This is a genomic window from Mycobacterium sp. 236(2023) (assembly GCF_029623955.1).
In the GTDB taxonomy this organism is placed as follows: domain Bacteria; phylum Actinomycetota; class Actinomycetes; order Mycobacteriales; family Mycobacteriaceae; genus Mycobacterium.
In genome coordinates, this window is the sequence record NZ_JARSBP010000017.1 from 11,695 (window position 1) to 29,336 (window position 17,642).

Annotated in this window: 20 protein-coding genes; 9 read left to right on the forward strand and 11 right to left on the reverse strand. The window is 63.5% G+C overall.

All coding sequences use genetic code 11. The annotated features are described in order from the left end of the window. Positions 1–130: 130 nt before the first annotated feature. From P9A17_RS32810 to P9A17_RS32825, 4 genes are read right to left on the reverse strand one after another with little or no spacing between them, the layout of a single operon-like run. The gene (locus P9A17_RS32810) at positions 131–799 is read right to left on the reverse strand and encodes a GntR family transcriptional regulator (protein WP_278042988.1); all 669 of its coding nucleotides are present in this window, start codon (positions 797–799) and stop codon (positions 131–133) included. Further along, the gene (locus P9A17_RS32815; RefSeq protein ID WP_278042989.1) at positions 792–1,508 is read right to left on the reverse strand and encodes an alpha/beta hydrolase; all 717 of its coding nucleotides are present in this window, start codon (positions 1,506–1,508) and stop codon (positions 792–794) included. The genes P9A17_RS32810 and P9A17_RS32815 overlap by 8 nt, the downstream gene beginning before the upstream one ends. Before the next feature lie 60 nt (positions 1,509–1,568). Then, positions 1,569–2,624 (reverse strand): spirocyclase AveC family protein, encoded by a 1,056-nt coding sequence (locus P9A17_RS32820; protein ID WP_278042990.1) that lies wholly within the window; start codon positions 2,622–2,624, stop codon positions 1,569–1,571. Then, positions 2,621–3,223 (reverse strand): hypothetical protein, encoded by a 603-nt coding sequence (locus P9A17_RS32825; RefSeq protein WP_278042992.1) that lies wholly within the window; start codon positions 3,221–3,223, stop codon positions 2,621–2,623. The genes P9A17_RS32820 and P9A17_RS32825 overlap by 4 nt, the downstream gene beginning before the upstream one ends. Positions 3,224–3,370: 147 nt before the next feature. On the opposite strand from P9A17_RS32825, the gene P9A17_RS32830 reads away from it, so the two are divergent. From P9A17_RS32830 to P9A17_RS32845, 4 genes are read left to right on the forward strand one after another with little or no spacing between them, the layout of a single operon-like run. Beyond that, complete coding sequence (locus P9A17_RS32830) at positions 3,371–4,039, forward strand: fatty-acid--CoA ligase (RefSeq protein ID WP_278042993.1); 669 nt, start codon at positions 3,371–3,373, stop codon at positions 4,037–4,039. Continuing rightward, on the forward strand, positions 4,039–4,242 hold the full coding sequence (locus P9A17_RS32835; protein WP_278042994.1) for a (2Fe-2S)-binding protein: 204 nt from the start codon (positions 4,039–4,041) through the stop codon (positions 4,240–4,242). Before P9A17_RS32830 ends, P9A17_RS32835 begins: the two co-directional genes overlap by 1 nt. Next, positions 4,239–5,000, forward strand: a complete 762-nt coding sequence (locus P9A17_RS32840; RefSeq protein WP_278042995.1) for an SDR family oxidoreductase — start codon at positions 4,239–4,241, stop codon at positions 4,998–5,000. The genes P9A17_RS32835 and P9A17_RS32840 overlap by 4 nt, the downstream gene beginning before the upstream one ends. 32 nt (positions 5,001–5,032) lie before the next feature. After that, a complete protein-coding gene (locus P9A17_RS32845) occupies positions 5,033–5,836 on the forward strand; it encodes an SDR family oxidoreductase (RefSeq protein ID WP_278042996.1) in 804 nt (267 codons plus the stop codon). Positions 5,837–5,844: 8 nt separating this feature from the next. On the opposite strand, the gene P9A17_RS32850 is transcribed toward P9A17_RS32845, so the two are convergent. Then, a complete protein-coding gene (locus P9A17_RS32850; RefSeq protein ID WP_278042997.1) occupies positions 5,845–6,687 on the reverse strand; it encodes an SDR family oxidoreductase in 843 nt (280 codons plus the stop codon). A 115-nt stretch (positions 6,688–6,802) separates the two neighbouring features. On the opposite strand from P9A17_RS32850, the gene P9A17_RS32855 reads away from it, so the two are divergent. Continuing rightward, positions 6,803–7,891 carry a dihydrodipicolinate reductase gene (locus P9A17_RS32855; protein WP_278042998.1) on the forward strand — a complete coding sequence of 363 codons (1,089 nt, stop codon included), beginning with the start codon at positions 6,803–6,805 and terminating at the stop codon, positions 7,889–7,891. A 16-nt stretch (positions 7,892–7,907) separates the two neighbouring features. On the opposite strand, the gene P9A17_RS32860 is transcribed toward P9A17_RS32855, so the two are convergent. Beyond that, positions 7,908–8,054, reverse strand: a complete 147-nt coding sequence (locus P9A17_RS32860; RefSeq protein WP_278042999.1) for a hypothetical protein — start codon at positions 8,052–8,054, stop codon at positions 7,908–7,910. A 341-nt stretch (positions 8,055–8,395) separates the two neighbouring features. Between P9A17_RS32860 and P9A17_RS32865 the strand changes: the two genes are divergently transcribed. After that, entirely contained in the window at positions 8,396–9,424 is a 1,029-nt protein-coding gene (locus tag P9A17_RS32865) for an alpha/beta hydrolase (protein WP_278043000.1), read from the forward strand. Between the two features lie 21 nt (positions 9,425–9,445). On the opposite strand, the gene P9A17_RS32870 is transcribed toward P9A17_RS32865, so the two are convergent. The 4 genes from P9A17_RS32870 to P9A17_RS32885 are packed head-to-tail and all read right to left on the reverse strand — an operon-like array spanning position 9,446 to position 13,713. Further along, positions 9,446–10,354 (reverse strand): SDR family NAD(P)-dependent oxidoreductase, encoded by a 909-nt coding sequence (locus tag P9A17_RS32870; RefSeq protein ID WP_278043001.1) that lies wholly within the window; start codon positions 10,352–10,354, stop codon positions 9,446–9,448. Beyond that, positions 10,351–11,427, reverse strand: a complete 1,077-nt coding sequence (locus P9A17_RS32875; RefSeq protein ID WP_278043002.1) for a diacylglycerol kinase — start codon at positions 11,425–11,427, stop codon at positions 10,351–10,353. The genes P9A17_RS32870 and P9A17_RS32875 overlap by 4 nt, the downstream gene beginning before the upstream one ends. Then, a complete protein-coding gene (locus P9A17_RS32880) occupies positions 11,424–12,473 on the reverse strand; it encodes a dihydrodipicolinate reductase (protein WP_278043003.1) in 1,050 nt (349 codons plus the stop codon). The genes P9A17_RS32875 and P9A17_RS32880 overlap by 4 nt, the downstream gene beginning before the upstream one ends. 4 nt (positions 12,474–12,477) lie before the next feature. Next, the gene (locus tag P9A17_RS32885; RefSeq protein ID WP_278043018.1) at positions 12,478–13,713 is read right to left on the reverse strand and encodes a cytochrome P450; all 1,236 of its coding nucleotides are present in this window, start codon (positions 13,711–13,713) and stop codon (positions 12,478–12,480) included. 124 nt (positions 13,714–13,837) lie between these two features. Here P9A17_RS32885 and P9A17_RS32890 point away from each other — a divergent pair, with 124 nt between their 5' ends. Further along, positions 13,838–14,926 (forward strand): dihydrodipicolinate synthase, encoded by a 1,089-nt coding sequence (locus P9A17_RS32890; protein WP_278043004.1) that lies wholly within the window; start codon positions 13,838–13,840, stop codon positions 14,924–14,926. On the opposite strand, the gene P9A17_RS32895 is transcribed toward P9A17_RS32890, so the two are convergent. Further along, complete coding sequence (locus P9A17_RS32895; RefSeq protein WP_278043005.1) at positions 14,903–16,042, reverse strand: ABC transporter substrate-binding protein; 1,140 nt, start codon at positions 16,040–16,042, stop codon at positions 14,903–14,905. The genes P9A17_RS32890 and P9A17_RS32895 overlap by 24 nt on opposite strands. A gap of 40 nt (positions 16,043–16,082) precedes the next feature. Between P9A17_RS32895 and P9A17_RS32900 the strand changes: the two genes are divergently transcribed. Continuing rightward, a complete protein-coding gene (locus P9A17_RS32900; protein WP_278043006.1) occupies positions 16,083–16,715 on the forward strand; it encodes a TetR/AcrR family transcriptional regulator in 633 nt (210 codons plus the stop codon). 138 nt (positions 16,716–16,853) lie between these two features. Next, positions 16,854–17,639, forward strand: a complete 786-nt coding sequence (locus tag P9A17_RS32905) for an SDR family oxidoreductase (RefSeq protein ID WP_278043007.1) — start codon at positions 16,854–16,856, stop codon at positions 17,637–17,639. Positions 17,640–17,642 lie beyond the last annotated feature (3 nt).

The following is a 17,642-nucleotide window of genomic DNA, read 5'->3' on the forward strand; positions in this document are numbered from 1 at the left end:
CACATCAAGGCTCCTTGAAATCGGCTCTTCCGAACCCGGCCGACCCGGCTGGTGAGAACGAATATTCTCACTGCATAATGTCAAATGTATCCATTTTGTCAACACCGAGAATCGCGAGCCTCAGCTGCACTTACCGTCGCCGGCTTTCTTGCAGCTCGGCTACCAGGTGCTCGGCGGCCAACTTCTGAGTTTCAGCCTGCTGCAACGCCGCTCGCTCTCCGTCTCCCGCACGGATGAACGCAATCGTTTCGAGAACTCCGACTCTCGTCGCCTCCACCGCTGCTGGAGACACGGCGCTCATGTCCTCGACCTCGACGAGCGCCCGTACGCGACGCAGTATTCGGTTCATCCGAGCCGACACGGCAATTTCGCTGATGGCATCGACGTAGCGCCCGACCGCACGCCACGCCTCATCGCTGGACGCCGCGGACGTCAATTCTTCGCTGATCGCGAGCAGCGTGGCGTCGAGCTCGTTCGTCACGCGCTCCGCTGCGCGCCGTGCGACATAGGCGTAGATGAGCCCGAAGACTTCAGTGTTCTCAGTGACCGATTCCGGGTCGACAGGAAGGACACGGGCACCTCGGTGCAGTTCCGTCTCGACACGGCCCTCATTCTCAAGAATCGCGATCGCTTCACGAACAGGTATGCGGCTGACACCTAATCGCGTTGCCATCTCTTCCTGATTGATGCGCTCACCGGCGGACAGGCGACCCGAGATGATCTCGTTGCGCAGGTAGGCGGCTACCTCTTCCCCACTGCTGCGTCGTTGAAGACGTACCGCGAGGTGATCCCTACTCATTTTCCGAGGCCTCCGCTTCCCACTCCGCCAGCGCTGCCGCCAGTTCGACTGGGCGGGAGAAGAACGGTGAATGCCCACCCTCGATTTCGACGATATCGGCGCCGATGCGGTTTACGGCATTGCGCCGTGCCCACGCCGCACCCACTGCGCGATCGTCACGCAGTAGGAAGTATGTCGAAGGTGTCGACGGCCAGGCGGAAATCGGACACTGCTCCACGAACACTGCGAAGGACTGGTGGCGCATCTCCTGAAATGCCTGTCGGGCAATGTCTTCCGGACAATCATGATAGAAGCCCTCGCGTACCGCTTCCCATGTCAGGCCGAAGGGCCCGGTACCGACGCCTTCCGGTTGGGGGAACGTGATCGCATCCGGGTTCGTTCCAAGGTGTTCGGCGAAGGATTGGCCCGGTACCGGCAGCAAACCACCGACAAAGACCATCCGGCGCACCGGCCGCAGTGTGGCGAGCACGGGTAGGCACAGGCCAGAGATCGAATGGGCCACTGCCACAATATCTTGCGGGGAATCACCGATGACGTTGTCTATCTCCGCGGCGGCCGCCCGCGCCCACTGCAGCGCTCCCGCCGAGTCGTCGTCGACCGGCAGGTCCGGCACCGCGGTCCGGTGGCCGTGCCGCCTCAGCTCGACGTCGACGGCAGACCAGCACGAGGCATTGTGCATCCCTCCGTGCAGCAGCACGAAGACCGTCACAGGTTCGGCTCCAATGCACCGAATCGGCGCTGTCCCATTCGGATTCGAATCATGGCTCCCTCACCGGAAGAATGGTCCCGGTTTCCCCGCCTCTTCGAGGTGGCCGTACGGGTCGTACACCTTGACGTCCGGGTACGGATTCTGGTCATATGCGGGCCTGGACAGGCCGGCTTCGCGTAACCCGGCCAGCACCGCGAGTGGCACGGCGAACGACACCAGACCCACCGTCACCGAGATGAGCAGTTGACGGGTCAACGTCACCCTGGGACGCCCGCGCCTGCCGGGCAACCGCCGCGCGATGCGATTGATCAGCACGAGTTCGTCGCTGTCATCGCGGACGCACATGACGGCGACCATGGCGAAGATGAAGGAGTCGTACACAGCCATGATCAGCGGGAAGTGGATGTGGCCGAGTTGCACGACCGGTCCGACGGCCTCGGTGTAGAAGAAGATCCCCGCGCGCATCCAGGTGGTCTGAATGACGAAGTTGATGGGAATCGCGATGAGGAAGGCGCCCATGAAGACTGCGACCAGGCGATGGCGCGCCAGCCAGTCCACACGTCGCATGACTGGGTCGAGGAACCGGTCGTGCAGTTGCAGAAACCCCAGCCCGTTCAACAAGTAGTAGGCCGCATAGCCACCGAGGAACGACAATGCGGGTTCGAGGTTCGGTGAGATGTTGACATACGGCCAGGACAGCGGGAAGTGCAGCATTCGCGGGTCGAAGATCGCGAAGGTGGCCCAGTTGGCCAAGGGATCGAGGGCCCCGGTCACGAGGCCGGCGAAGGCGATGATCACCGCCCAGTGCACCTTGCGCTGCCGCCACGACAGCCAGATCAGCACACCGATAAGACCGATGGCCATCGGGATCGAACTGAGTCCGACGGCGAGCGGCCAGTTGTCAAAACCCAGGAACGGCGGGTAAGGCTTGGGACCGGGGTTCGAGTTGGTTCTGGTCGGGTCGCCGTGCAGGCCGGTTTGAAGCGTCGCGATCGTCACCACTGCGAACGCCAGGTAGGCCGATGCAAACAGCGACCACCCCACCCGAGCCGGCCACGGTGACTGCTCGGACTCGCCCGTCGACGATTCCGATTGCGAATCCACCGTATTGGTCATCGGACCCGCACGGGAAGGGTTGCCCAGCCGCGCACGCTCGTGGTGTGGGCATGCCTGGCGTTGTCGTAGTCGACCTCCCAGTCCGGCCACCGGGTCAGCACCTCCTCGAGTGCGACGCGGGCTTGCACGCGGGCCAGCGCCGCGCCCAGACAGAAGTGAATCCCGTGCCCGATGGTCCGCATCGGCATCCAGGCTCCGAGATCGGCGATGAAATCGAAGGAATCCGCGTCGGTCAGCGGATCCAGAGCGCGGCGGCAGAACTCGCGGGCCAGCGGCTCGATCGCCGCCATCCGGCGCGGCGTGAAGACACCCGACATCAGACGACGGTGCAGATCGTGAATCGGAGGATCCTCGAACAGAATCACGCCCGGCGGAACTTCGATGCCGTTGAGCAACACCTCGATGACGGTGCCCCGGCCCGAACGGTAGTCCTGCCAATTGACCAACTCGCGCGCCACGTCTGAATACCTACTCAGCGCGTAGAACCCGTATTTGTCGTTGTGGTACAGCGGCGCTGAATCGCGCAGAGTTTTCCACACCGGATATGGATCGTCGTCGATCTCGAAGTCGAACGGGTCGTAATATGGTTCCGCGCGCACTGTGCCAGTCACTGATGTCGTCCCTTCTCGGCGGCCGTCGAGGGCGCTTCGACTTCCCGCTCGGCCAAACCGCATTCCACCGATGAGAGAACATAAATTCTCATATGCGAGAATCGCTGTAGCATAAACCAGCCAGTCACAGTCCGGTTGGAAATCAGACGAGGAGGACGACCGATCAGCGCCGCCCCGTCTCGCACCTACGTCTTCGCCGTCGAATTCCGAATCCCGCAGTCCGACCGCGTCGGACCGGTCCTGGAACGCCATCAGGAGAGCCTCATCGACATGGGCGCGCACTACGCGTTCGTTTACGACTCGATTCCGGAGCCGGGGAAGGTTTTGGTGGTCATCGGAATCCGGACTGAGCAACCGTTGCTGAACTTGCTGCGCTCACGGTATTTCTTCGAGTGGTTCGACGCCGTTGGCGTCGAAGAGTTACCTGCGGTGTTCGCGGGCGAGACCGTCGAACGGTTCGATATCGGCGAGCCGCCGCGCGTAGGCAGTGACCTGGTGGTCGCCGCCGTGACGCCGGTCGAGGATGTCGAGGAGTTCATGGCATGGGTCCGCAAGTCACTCGACGATTTCAGCCGAGCGGGCATCCGGCGGACGTTGGTGTACCGGGCTTTCGACAACCCGCGCGAGGTGCTGTTCCTCCAGCAGCTCGAGGACGAAGCGTCGGCGCTGCTGTGGTCGCAGCGTTCTGACATCGCATCGACGTGGCTGGAGTCGGCGGGAGTCGGGGCCTATCCCCCGGTGTTCATCGGCCGGTTGGTGACCCCCATGCGCTTCGCAAAGCCAAGCGGCCGGGGCCTGTACTGATGTACGTCTGCCTCTGCCTCGGCGTAACGAACGAAACCGTCTCGGATGCCGTGGCCGCAGGCGCACGGACCTCCCACCAGGTCGCGCAGGCCTGCGGGGCGGGCTCGGAGTGCGGTCGATGTCGACGCACCATTCGATCGATCATCGACGCAACGCATTACATTGTCGGAGAAGCAGAACCAGGCAGGACAAGCAGAGTATGAGCGATCGCCACTCCAACATCGCGGGCACCCGGATGCTCATCGTCGGAGCGTCGTCGGGCATCGGACACGCCCTGGCGCGCGCCGCCCACTCGCGAGGCGCGAAAGTGGCTCTGGCAGCCAGGCGGATCGATCTGGTAGCCCGTCTCGCCGACGACCTCGAAGGATCGGCGTACGAGCTCGACGTCTCCGATCCGCGCGCCATCGAGAAGGTCGTACACGCGGTCGGAGCACAGTTCGGACAACTCGACGCGATCGTGTTCACCAGCGCTGCAGTTCCTTTCGCACTCATCGAGGAGACCGATTACACCACGTGGCTACACGCGTACACCGTGAACGCCATCGGCGCCTCGCACGTCTTGCGCACGGCGCTGCCGTACCTCTCCGAGAACTCGGTCACGGTCGTCGCGTCCAGCCACGATGTCGGCCGTCCGCGTGTCGGCGTGGCCGCCTACCACGCAAGCAAGGCCGCGCTGGACGAAATCCTGCGGTCCTGGCGCGCCGAGCATCCCGGGCTTGCGTTGATCCGGGTCAGCGTCGGACCCACCGAGGGAACCGAGATCCTGCGCGGGGCCGATCGTGATCTCTTGGCCGACCTGTACCGCGCATGGGCACGCCAGGGCCAGATCCCTGCCGAGATGTCCGCAGTCGACGACGTCGCGAACGCCATGTTGTCGCTGATCGCCGTGGCGCGCGCCAATCCCTCGGTGATCACTGAGATCGTGCACCTGGCACCGCGGACATCCAAGCCACCGCAATAGTCCGTGACGGCCAACGAAGGAAGGCGATAGAGATGGATCTCGGTCTAGCCGGTGCCAAAGCCGTAGTTACCGGGGGCAGCAAGGGCATGGGCCTGGCCATAGCCGAAACCCTCGGCGCAGAAGGCGCCTCTGTTGCCGTCATGGCCCGTGGCGTCGAGGCACTGGAGTCCGCGGCACGGCGTATTCGGGCAGCGGGCGCCGCCGAAGTGCTCCCGATTAGCGTCGACGTGGCGAGTGCCGATTCGATCGCCTCTGGCTACGCCGCCGTGGCCGAGGCATGGGGCAGCTTGAATATCCTCGTGCACACCGTCGGACCGGACGCGGGGTCCTTCGAGGAACTCGACGACGCAGATTGGCAGGCCGCCTTCGATCTCGGCACGATGTCGGCGGTGCGCTCGGTGCGTGCAGCCTTGCCGATGCTTCGGGCTGCCCACTGGGGCCGGATCGTCACGTTGTCGGCGCACTCCATCCAGCGGCAGAGCCCACGCCTGGTCGCCTACACCGCCACGAAGGCAGCGCTGTCGAGCTTCACCAAGAATCTCTCCAAGAGCCTTGGGCCAGAAGGCATCCTGGTCAACTGTGTGTGCCCGGGGACCATCGTCACCGCGAGCTTCACCGAGACCCTCAAGGATGTGTTGGCGGCCGACGGATTCGATTCGGCGGATCCGCACGACGTGATGGCGTGGGTGGACCGCACCTACGGGCACCCCTGCGACATCGGCCGCGCAGGCCTTCCTGAGGAGATCGCCTCAGTCACCGTGTATCTGGCATCGAGGCGCAATGGTTACGTCACCGGAGCGACGGTCAACGTCGACGGTGGTTCGGATTTCATCTGAGCTGCGGCTCAGCGCTTCTTCGCCATCTGGTCTGCGGCGGTGTCGGCCCACTGCGCATTGTGGCGGCCCATCGTCATCGCACCGTTCCAGCCGCCGTCGGTCCACAGCACCGTGCCGCCGACGTAACTCAGTCGGGGGCTACCCAGGCAGACCAGCGGCCAGGCTTGCTCCTCGGCACGCGAGTAGCGCCCGACCGGCCCGATGGCGTCGTCCACCGTCTCCTTGCCCATCAGATCCTGGAATGCGGGCATCATGGCCGTCTCGGTGGGCCCGGGGTTGATGCAATTGATGCGGATGCCCTGACGTCCGAGTTCTGGGTACCACCACCCCACCCAGGCATCGATGATGTATTTCGAGTAGGCATAGCCGCTCCACGACCACTTTTTCTCGTTGGCTTTGAGCCAGTCGACCGCCGCATCGAATCCGTCCGTCTCCAGCAGTGTCGTGATGACTTTGATGTGGTCCTGCCAGCCGATCGCCGCCGATGACGAAATCACGCTGATCGCCGATCCTTCGCCCATCTTGGGCACCAATTGCTCGGCGAGATGGCGTGCGCCGACGAAGTTCACGAGGATGGTGTCCCATTCGCTGAACGGCGGACCCGGCAGGCCTGCACAGCTGAAGAGTCCGTCGACAGGTCCGTGGATCTCGGCCGCCACCTCGTCGATGCTCGCGCGATCGCGCAGATCGATCTGCAGAGCACGCGCTACCGGCACCGTCGTCGGCTTGATGTCCAGTGCGGTCACCTCTGCGCCGAGGTCGACCAGAATTCGTGCTGCTGCTTCGCCCATACCCGACGCCGCACCGGTGACGACGACTTTCTTGCCTTGGTAACCGAGGACGTCCTCCATGGCACTTCCCTTCGACGCATCAACCCGAGGCAGATGAGAACCAGATTAACCTGATTTGAGAGCACACGTTATCACTGGCAATAGACTGACCGGCATTGCGATTCCAGGAGATGCCATGACAGCCAGTACCGGTCCTTTGCGAGTGATTCAATGGGCCACCGGAGCCGTGGGTACCGAGATGGCGACCGCCGTCCTCGATCACCGGCCAGACCTCGAATACGTCGCGGCGCGGGTGTACTCGCCGAGTAAGGACGGGGTCGATCTCGGAACACTGGTGGGCCGCTCCCCTATCGGGGTGGCCGCCACGACCGACGTCGATCGGATTCTGGCGACAGACGCGGATCTCGTGCTGTATGCGCCGTCGTTCACCGACCTCGATGATGTCTGCGCGCTGTTGGAGAGCGGCAAGAACGTGGCAACGGTGTCATTCCTGTTCCACCCGCGCCGCATACCGGCCGACGACCGCCGACGGCTCGCCGAGGCATGCGGGAAAGGTAGGAGCACCATCCACGCGAGTGGTCTGAATCCAGGCAATCTGTCGGGCGTGCTGCCTCTCGCCTTATCCGGTATGAGCCGCAAGATCGACAAGCTGACCCTGCAGGAACGCGCGGACTGGTCATTGTGGGAAAGCACCGACATCACCTTCGACGGAATGTGGTTCGGTAGGCCGGTTGACCAGATAACACCCACCGCGAACGACTTCCTGTCGTTCAACACCCGACTGTTCACTGAACAGACGTGGTTCATCGCGGACACCTTGAACGCCGCGATCGACGATGTCACCGTCAGTGTGGAAGCCGTTCCGGCCGGCAAAGACTTTAAGATCTTCGACCACCGGGTCGCGCAAGGGACCACCGCGGGCCAGCGGTGGAATTTCGCCGGACTGCGCAAGGGCGAGCCTCTGATCGAGTTCGAGACACTGTGGACAGTCGGTGGTGAGTACCCGGGCCATTGGCCGAAACCCGACGACGGCTGGACGCTGACCATCGAGGGCGATCCGTCGATGCGCACCCACTTCTTCTGCCTCGCGAGCTTTACCCGCGCAGCATCGGTCGAGGAACACGTCCGGGCCGGATTGATCGCGGTGGCAATGCAAGTCGTCAATGCGGTCCCCGCGGTGTGCGCCGCGCCGCCGGGATTCGCGACAATGGCGGACTTGCCGCTGATTCGCAGCTACACCGGGTTCGGAGACGCATTGCCGTAGCGCCCGGCTCCGGTCGTCACGTATTGAAGTCGGGCAACGGCGCCTCCGGAGCAACATCCTCGGGCGGCAGTTCGGTGGTCGAATCAGCCTTCGCCTCTTTCTGCACTTCCGCTGCATGCCGCAAGTTGTCACCGGTGTTCTCGGCGTGGTCGGGTGTTGTCACAGCATTCTCCTTCGCACCTCTCGACAACCCCGTCTACCCGCGTGAGACGCGATGTACTCAGGGCAAAGCGATTGCCACAGAACGGATTGCGCCGAAGACGTGCCGGCTTCGTTTCGAATGCCGCGATATGCCGAAGGATTCGACCACTTCCGCGTACCGTCGATTGAATGTTCCACACAGCAGAACAACCGCCCCGTATGACGCTCTGTTCTGTTACCGGCCAGCTGCTGGGACGGGCCGCGGTCGCCTACCTCGGGGCTGTCAGTCGAGCATGTACATCGATACCGATGATCGGCAGCCATCTGCAGCCCGTTGCCGATGCTGCAGCCATGGGAGCGTGGATGGCACGTCAAATCCCCGGGTTCCTCCAGCAGCACACCAGCGGAGACGACGGCGATCAGCGTTCTGGTCCGGCTCCGTACTCCCACGAGGACACCGTTGAGGCGTGCGAGGCATCGCTGGCCGGCATGATTCCTCGTATCGAGAACTGGCCACCGGCCACTCGGACGCCTCCGGTGGTCGCCATGGCACGACAACGCGAGCGCTTCCTCCTGCATTCTTCGGTTTCCTATGGCCCCCATCCTGCGCAGGTGCTCGATGTCTGGCGTTCTGCAACCGCACCGCTCAAGCCGGCCCCCGTCTTGGTCTTCATCCCCGGCGGCGCCTGGCTGTACGGCAAAGCCCGACACCAGGGGCATGCGCTGCTCTCGCTCATGGCGGCCCGCGGATGGGTGTGCTATGCCATCGATTACCGCACCTCACCCCGACACCAATGGCCCCGTCACATCATGGACGTCAAGGCCGCCGTGGCGTGGGTGCGGGCAAACGCACCCACCCATGGTGGCGATCCCGGTTTTGTCGCTGTCGCCGGCGCCTCTGCCGGCGGGCATCTTGCAGCGTTGGCAGCGTTGATCCATGAAGACGACGACTTCGGAGTCGAATCGGGCTGCGCGGACGCCGGAATCGATGCCGTGGTGTCGTTCTACGGCAGATACGACTGGGAAGACCGGTCGACCGTCGAACGCGACCAGTTCATGGGGTTTCTGGAACATCTCGTCGTGAAGAAGACGCAAGCTTCTCACCCGGGAGTGTTCCGGTCAGCATCCCCCATGGCGCGGATCAATTCGACCGCCCCGCCGTTCTTTGTCGTCCACGGATCGTCGGACAGCATCATCCCGGTGGCGCAGGCCCGCGACTTTGTGGATCGACTGCGCACTCAATCACATTCGCCCGTCGGATATCTGGAGCTTCCCGGCGCTCAGCATGCCTTCGATCTGTTCGACGGGGCCCGAACCGGGCCGGCGCGCCTTGCCGCCGCGGCCTTCCTGGACGCGATGTACCTCAGGCACAGCGCGCCGATCGCAGTGTGACGGCGACCGCGGCTACCGGGCTCACGGAAGGTATGCCATCTCATCAAAGATCGATCCGGGTACCAGCAGACCATCGGCGTCGGTGATCTCGTCAAGGTGCGTCGCCACGTCCTCGGCGCTCACCGCGCCGCTCTCGCTGTTCCATCCACGGGTGACACCGATCTGCAAAGAAGCCACCCGTCCACGAAATGCGCTGAGCACCAGTTTTGTTCGGGTGCACTCTTCGCTGGCCAGGTAGACGACGACCGGAGCCACCTGCTCCACGCCCAGCGTCTCGAGAAACTCTCGCCCGGTTTCTGCGGCCTCTGCCATCAGGGCCGTCGCCATCCTCGTTGCGGCCATGGGCATGATGGCATTCGCGGTGATGCCGAACTCCGCGCCTTCGAGCGCAAGAACATTCATCAGCCCCAGCATCCCCGTCTTGGCCGTCGCATACCCCGCCAAGCCCGGCTGCCCGAATACGCCAGCGGCCGACGACACGAACACGACGCGTCCGTAGCCCGCCTGCTTCATCACCGCAAAAGCCGGCCGGACGACGTGAAAAGCTGCGAGCACATGATGCGGCCACAGAGCGTCGAATCGATCCGTCGGCCAGTCGGCGAACGCGTCGGCATGGATGATCCCTGCGTTGGCAATCACCGCATCGAGGCGGCCGTATTCGCACACGGCAACATCGATCGCCTCCAAGCCGCCGTCTTCGGTGCTCGCGTCAGTGACGCAGGCAGTCGCGCGTCCCCCTTCGGCCACGATGGCCGCCGCGGCCTCGTGGGCGGGAGCCGGATCGTGACCCCTCCCGTCGACTCCGGACCCGTTGTCGTGCACCACGACCGCCGCACCTCGGCGCGCCAATTCGCGGCAATAGGCCAAGCCCAGCCCCCGGCCGCCACCGGTGACCAGCGCAACCCGTCCGGAGAAGGAGATGTGGTTCATGCGCGGCGGAACAATCCCTTGCCGGACGGCAGCGGGAGGTCGAGTGTGGTGACGATGCCCGGTGCCGCATCGACCACCGCCGGTATGTTGTTGACCACTCGCGATGCTGTAGCCACCATGCCCGCGTGCGCATGATCGCCGTTGCGGCTACTGAGGTTGAAGTCCATCGAATACGACGGTTCCCCCGTGATCTCGATGCGGTAGGTGTACAAGCCCGTGGCAGGGCGCGGCCAATCGGGACACAGATCGTCGCGCATGCGAGTGACATGTTCTGCCACGACGACAGGCCGGCCGTCGACGAGACCGGCCACTTCGAATCTCAGGGCGGCAGCGGTGCCTTCGGCAATGTGTCCCCACGCGGTATCGAAGGCGTCGGGTGCCGGCACCCGGACCGAGTTCTCGGTGATCTCGTCGAGTTCAACACCGAGCCATCTTGCCCCCAGTTTGACCACCGAGCCCCACGCCATCGTCAGCGCACCGGGAGCGACGATCATCGGGGTGTCGTCGAGTGGCCGACCGAATCCCATCAGGTCGCGCATGATGAGTGCGCTGTCATACGTCGAGTAATCGCAGATCTCGATGCAGCGAATCTGTTCGACCTGCTGACACGTGCCGGCCAGAGCGAACGGCACGATGTCGTTGGCGAAGCCGGGGTCTATTCCGTTGACGTACAGGCTTGCTCCGCCCGCAAGCGCCGCCTCCTCGACAGACCTGAAGAGCTCCTTGGGCACGACACCCCACGGGTTCTGCAGGAATGTACCGCCCGTACCAACGACATTCACGCCGGTCTGCAGGATTCTGCGGTAATCGTCCAACGCTTCCAGCATTCGTGTGTCCGCGATCGCCGCATACACTGCGCAGTCCGGCTTGTCTGCGAGCAGCTGGTCGAGGTCGGTAGTGGCGACGATCCCAGTCGCCCGATCGATGCCCGCCAGTTCACCGACATCCCTGCCCGCCTTGGCATCTGAGGACACCCAGACCCCGACGAGGTTATACGTCGGATTGTCGAGCACCGCACGAAGTGCGTGTCTGCCGACGCCGCCGGTACCTACCACGATGACGTTCAGCGTCATGGGTGTTCCGCCCAGTGCGCCACGAACGGAGCGATGGTGGACAGGTCGTAGGGGCCCGGTTCGGCGGCTAGGACCGTAGGTATCGCGTTGATCGCATGCATCGCCGTCGCCAGGCAGCCCTGCTCGGCGTGATCCTCGCCCTGAGAACCGATCACAAGGTGAAAACGAAGGTTGGGCTCACCGGAAAACGTCACCTGGTAACCGATGTCGGTCGGCCAGTCCGGCGCCAGGTCGTCGGCCATCCGCGTGAGATGTTCGACAGACAGTGTGACGTCGCCACAGTCGGCCACCACTCCGAAACGCATCGCACCCACAGTGCCCGCGGCGATCTCGCCGGCGGCCACCGTCAAGGCCCTCGGCGTGGTGGCGACCTCCCGGTAGCCCCGGAAGCTTCGTATCTTCAGGCCGAGCGCCTGGGCGAGAACAGTCGCGCTGCCGAGCCACGCGCCGGCCGCGTACTCGGTGTTCGTCAGCAGAGGCGTGGAGTCCTCGGGTGGGAAGCCGAATCCCATGGCGTTGAAAATCAGATCGTGACTGGAGTATGTCGAGTAGTTCAGAACTTCACAAACATCGATCCGCTCGGTGCGCCCGGTGAGTCGTGACAGGATCGGGCCAAGAGCCTCTCCGATGAAGCCGGGATAGAGGCCGAGACCGAGAAACGTCGAACCCCCCACCTCGCAGGCCTTTTCGATGCCGTCGGCCAGTGAGCTGTCCAGCGACCGTGGATGAATGAAGCGGCTCCCGGTGGTGATGACGTCCTTACCGGAGGCGAGAAGATCGCAGACGTCGGCGAAGCATCCGGGGGTGTCGGTCTCGACCTTCCCCATGAAGAGCACGACATCGGCGTCCAGAGCCAGCACAGCCTCGCGGTCGTCGGTGACGACCACACCTGTATCCGGGAGCCCGCAGAGCGTTCCGGCGTCGACGCCCGACTTTGCGGGGTCGTATACCCGCACGCCCACCAGATCGAGATCCGGACGACTAATCACATGGCGCAGAGACATTGAGCCGGTGACGCCCGTCGCCCACTGGATGACACGTGTCATGCGTTCAGTCCCAGATCACGTCGAGACGCGGCGGCGACCGGAACATCGTGCCGGTGATGTAGGGCGGGGGCGCGTCGGGATCCAGTCGCAGTCCCGGCAGCTCGTCGACCAACGCATTGAAGATTTTCAAGCTTTCCAGCCGTGCCAGGTGCATACCCAGACATACATGGGCACCGTGCGCGAAACCGATGTGCGGCTTCCGATTTCGGAAGATGTCGAAACATTCGGGCTCGTCCCATCGTGACTCGTCGTGGTTGGCGCTACCCAGACTGAGCATCATCGTCGCGCCTTTGGGGATCTCCACTCCAATGAGTTCGGTGTCGCAGGTGACCTCTCTCATGAAGTTCAGCAGCGGCGTCTCCCATCGGATCCCCTCCTCGATCGCCTGGGGCAGCAGACTGCGGTCTTCGCGAACTGCATCGAGTTGGTCGGGATGCGTCAGGAACGCCAGAGCCAGGCTGGCCGTTGATCGCGAGGTCGTCTCGGCACCCGCGGGCAGCAGGTTCCGCATGAACCCGTAGATCTGCTCGTCGGACATTTTCACGCCGTTGACCTCGGCACCGGCCAGGATTGACACCATGTCGTCGGTGGGCTTTTTGCGCTTTTCGGCGAGGATCCCGACGAAGTACTCGCGCATGTCGGCCGACGCCTTCATCGCGGTGTCCATGTCGGCTCGGAAGCCCAGGATGTCGATGGCCAGTCGGTGGAACTGCAGCACGTCGGAGTCGGGAAGTCCGAGCAGGGCCGCTATCACCCTCACCGGGATCGGCAGGAATACGGCGTCGACGAGATCCGCACGCTTGGCACCTTTGAACTTCGCGATGGTCTTGTCCACCAGGGGGCCAACCAAGTCGCTGTCCCAGCGCTTCATGGAAGACCGCGCGAAGGCGAATTCGTGCAGCTTGCGATACACCGCATGCTCAGGTTCTTGCATCTCCAGAATGGTCGGCCCTTGCAAAGGGCGCACGATGTCTTCGTAGCAACGCGTGCTGAAGGTGACGTTGTCGGTGAATACCGCCTTGACCGCGTCAAAAGAGTAGGCGGTGAACGTCGGCGGACCGCCACCTGAATTTCCGATCATGCCCATTTCAGGCCAGCCAGGGTGCACCGGCGCTTGCGCTCGAAGTTCCTTGAGCAACGGGTATGGCGTTGCGTTGCCGTCGGCACCCATGCCCTCGTTGAATCTGTCCTGAGCATCGCGAATGCTCTGCTCGAGTTCTTCGACGGTCGGTTGCCCCACCATGAAGGCTCCTCACTGTGACAACGGCAGCATCAACATACACCCTGGTGGTTGCAAACCTACATGATGTATGTTGATCGCCTGCACGCATTCGCACCCCGAAAGCACAACCAGGAGTGATTGATTGGCTATTCGCGCAGTCCAGTGGGCTACTGGGGCCGTCGGCCGAGCCGCCTTGAGGGAGCTGATCGAGAATCCACGTTTCCAGCTGGCCGGCGTACTCGTTTACGACCCCGACAAGGCGGGCCTGGACGCCGGGCAACTGTGCGGACTGCCCGCGACCACCGGCATCCTTGCCACCACGGACAAGGACGAAATCGTCGCACTCGGCGCCGACGTCGTCATCCATGCCGCGAGCAAAGCACACGCCGTCGAAACCAACGCCGAGGACATCTGCAGGCTCCTCTCCGCAGGGACCAACGTCATCAGCACGACGTCCTACAACCATCTGCCGACCTACGGCGCTGTCACGCAGACCGCGTTCGTCGACGCATGCCGGGCGGGGAACTCGCGCTTTCATGCCGCCGGAGAGAACCCAGGCTTCATGTTCGAACGACTCGTCGCCACGGTGACCGGGCTCAGCAAGAACATCGATCGCATCGATCTGTACGAGGCCACCGACGTGTCCGGCGTCGACAGCCGACCGATGCTTGTCGACCTGATGGGAATGGGCCGCACTCCGTCCGACGTCACGGCCGACTCGCCGATCATCAAGAAACTCGACATGGCCTACCGTCAGGCGCTGAACGCGACCGCCGATGTGCTGGGGATCGAACTCTCCCAGATCGACGTATCGGTGGACGCCACCACCCTGCCGCATGACATAACCGTGCGCGCAGGAGTCATCGAGGCAGGAACCGTTGTCGGTCAACGCTTCTCATGGCTCGGTCATTGGTCGGGCCGTGTGTTGCTGGCCATTCACGAAGAATGGATCCTCACCCGCGACCTGCCTCAGTGGGGTTTGAGCCCTTTGGCCGCTGGACAGAAGGCGCCGCTGATCCGCGCCGTCATCTCGGGCAATCCCAGTTTCGAGCTTGCGCTCGACGTCGGTGGTGACAACGCAACTCCCGGGGGGCAGCCCACAATGCCAGGACACCTGATGATCGCGATGAGCGCCGTACGCGCGATCCCCTACGTCCTGGAGCGACCCGCCGGGATCGTCACGGCTCCGGTGTTCGGTGCCATCCAGCTAGATGGAGGCCACGGCGCGTGAGATGTTGTCGCTCGGCGCCGCGTGGAAGACATGTGCGGAACCGTCGGGCAACACGCGTCGGGCCACCAGGTAATCGCTGCCCAACCAGCCCTGACGGATGTACCTGCCGAACCGAAGGAAGGTGCCCGGTGCCCCACTGGCCGCCGGTATCAGCTTGACCTGCTCGAAGCCTAGCTTCACCCCTTCGCCGGTGAGAGGCCGCGCGGCGGCCAGCCCCCGAACGATCACCGTCGCTGCATCGTGGGCCAGCCCCGGCATGGAATGGCCGGGCCGCCTGCCGTAGCGCGCGGCAAATCGGTCCAAGAAGCGCTGGCCGACCGAGTTCCGTTCGTCGTAGCTGTCGAGCCCGACCCAGCCTGCAAGGTGCCGCTTCCACTCAGCATTGATGTGCGCCATCTCGAAAGCGGTCGTCGTGTACCGCGGTGGATCCCATCCGGCAGCCAGCAAGGCGTCGGTGAATCCCCACAATCCGTGCCCGAAGCCCACGTGCACCAGCGCATCCGGCTCCGCAGCGCGCAACAGCTCGACCGCCTGCGCCTTGTCTGCTTCTACCTGGGGAATCGCCACGGTGGTCGCGACCGTCAAACCAGCCGCGACATAAGCCTTCTCGGCGAATGACAGGTACTCCTTGCCGATCAGCGAGGCTTCGTAGGCAATCGCAATCCGCGATCGACCGTCACCGAGCATGACCGCGGCAAGCATCACCGGCTCCTCGGCCATGGAACCGTTGTTGAGCGCAAAGCACCACTCGCCGAGGGCCCCCTCGGACCCCGAAAGCGTGATGATCGGTGTGCGTGCGGTCGCGTCGACGTGCGCCCGCAGTGGTACCACGTTGTCGGAGATCCATGGACCGAAGATGGCCAGGCATCCCTCGGCGACGAGCTCGTCGAAGGCATCCTCCACCGCCCTGTAGGTGCCATTGGGAAGCCCGACGACGTTGCGCTGGACGATCTCGACAGGTCGATCGAGCAGCCCCACGGCGAGCGCCTCATCGATAACGAGATTCATCGCCGCGAGTGTGTCGTTGTCGGTGTCGCCACGCGTTGGATAGTCGTTCAGCAAGCCGACTTTGAGCGGAGCGACGGAACCATATGCGATGACTTCTTCGTCGGCCATCTTCGCAACATACAACATGAATGTTGCTAACATGGTCGGCATGGCAAAGCGGGGCGGTACCGACGATGAACGCCGGGCCCGCGGCGACCTCACCCGCCGGAACCTCATTGACGCAGGTCGTGAGCTCTTCGTCGCCAGGGGGTATTTCAACACCAGCATCGGAGATCTCGTCAAGACTTCGAGCGTGGGCACCCGCGGAGCCTTCTATCACCACTTCAAAGACAAGTCCGAGCTCTTCCGCGCGGTGTTCGAGGAAGTCGAAAGAGATCTCACGCTGCGGTCACTGGCCTCTCCGCCGCAAGGCGCGGATCCGTGGGAGCAACTGACTCGCGGGCTGCATGGATTCCTGGAGGCGGCGCTGGAACCCGAGGTACAGCGCGTCATGCTGCTCGACGGGCCGGTGGTGCTGGGCTGGCAGGCGCTGCGCGCAATCCAGGAAGGCAACAGTATTGCGCTCATCGAGGAGAAGGTCCGTGAGGCGATCTCCGAAGGCATCATCGACGATCAACCCGTCTACGAACTGACCCACATGCTCGTGGCCGCGCTAGAAGAGGCCTCCCTGCTCGTGGCGCACGCGTCGGACCCGGCTGACGCTCGTACTCGTGCGTCAGAAGTCCTGGACCGTCTCCTCGTCACGTTTGCTACTCCTCGTCGAAAAGTATTGCGGCAGTAGCGCTTACTTCTCCCTCAGGGCTTTCCGCCAGCCAACCGAAAATGTATGTTTCCATCTTTCGTATATAGTCCCTCTAGTTTCTTGATAGCGTCCCTCTCGATTAGTTTCAGGAGACCAATGCACAACGACACACAGCCCATGACTGAGCCGCCGTTGCGGGTCGCCGTCGTCGGAGGTTCGGCGGGCCTGGGCCGTTGCATCGGAGTCGGGCTGGCCGAAAAGGGCGCCCAGGTCGCGTTCCTCGCACGACGCTACGACCGTCTGGTCAACGCCGCCAAGGAAGCAGGCAACGGTGCGGCGGCCGTCGCATGTGACGTCACCGATACCGCGTCGTGCCAGGCTGCGATGGCCGAAGTCGTGAACACCTTCGGCGGACTCGACGCTCTCGTCTACACCACCGGTATGGGCATCCTTTCGCCACTGGCCGACGTCAGTGGCGAACAGTGGGCACAGATGTTCGCCACCAACGTCTCCGGCGCATCGCTCGCCACCTCCGCTGCGGCACCACATCTGGCCGCGTCGGGTGGCTCCGCGGTGTACCTGTCGTCGCTCAGCGCCTCCTACACCAACCCTTGGCCCCTGCTGGGCGCCTACGCGGTGACCAAAGCCGCACTCGACAAGCTGGTCGAGGCGTGGCGGATAGAACATCCCAATATCGGCTTCACCCGCCTGGCCGTGGGCGACAGCTTCGGCGGGAAGGGTGATTCCCAGACCGAGTTCAACAAGGGCTGGGATCCCGATGCGCTCGAGAAGGCCATCCGGCTGTGGATGGAGAACGGTCAGATGCAAGGTGGGCTGGTCGACGCCGAGCACCTCACCGACGTCGTGCACTCCGTACTGCAGTGTGGCAAGAGCAGTTTCATCCCATACCTGACTCTGGCGCCCCGCCCTTCAGAGGCAGTCAAAGTTCTCCGAAACTGGTAATGG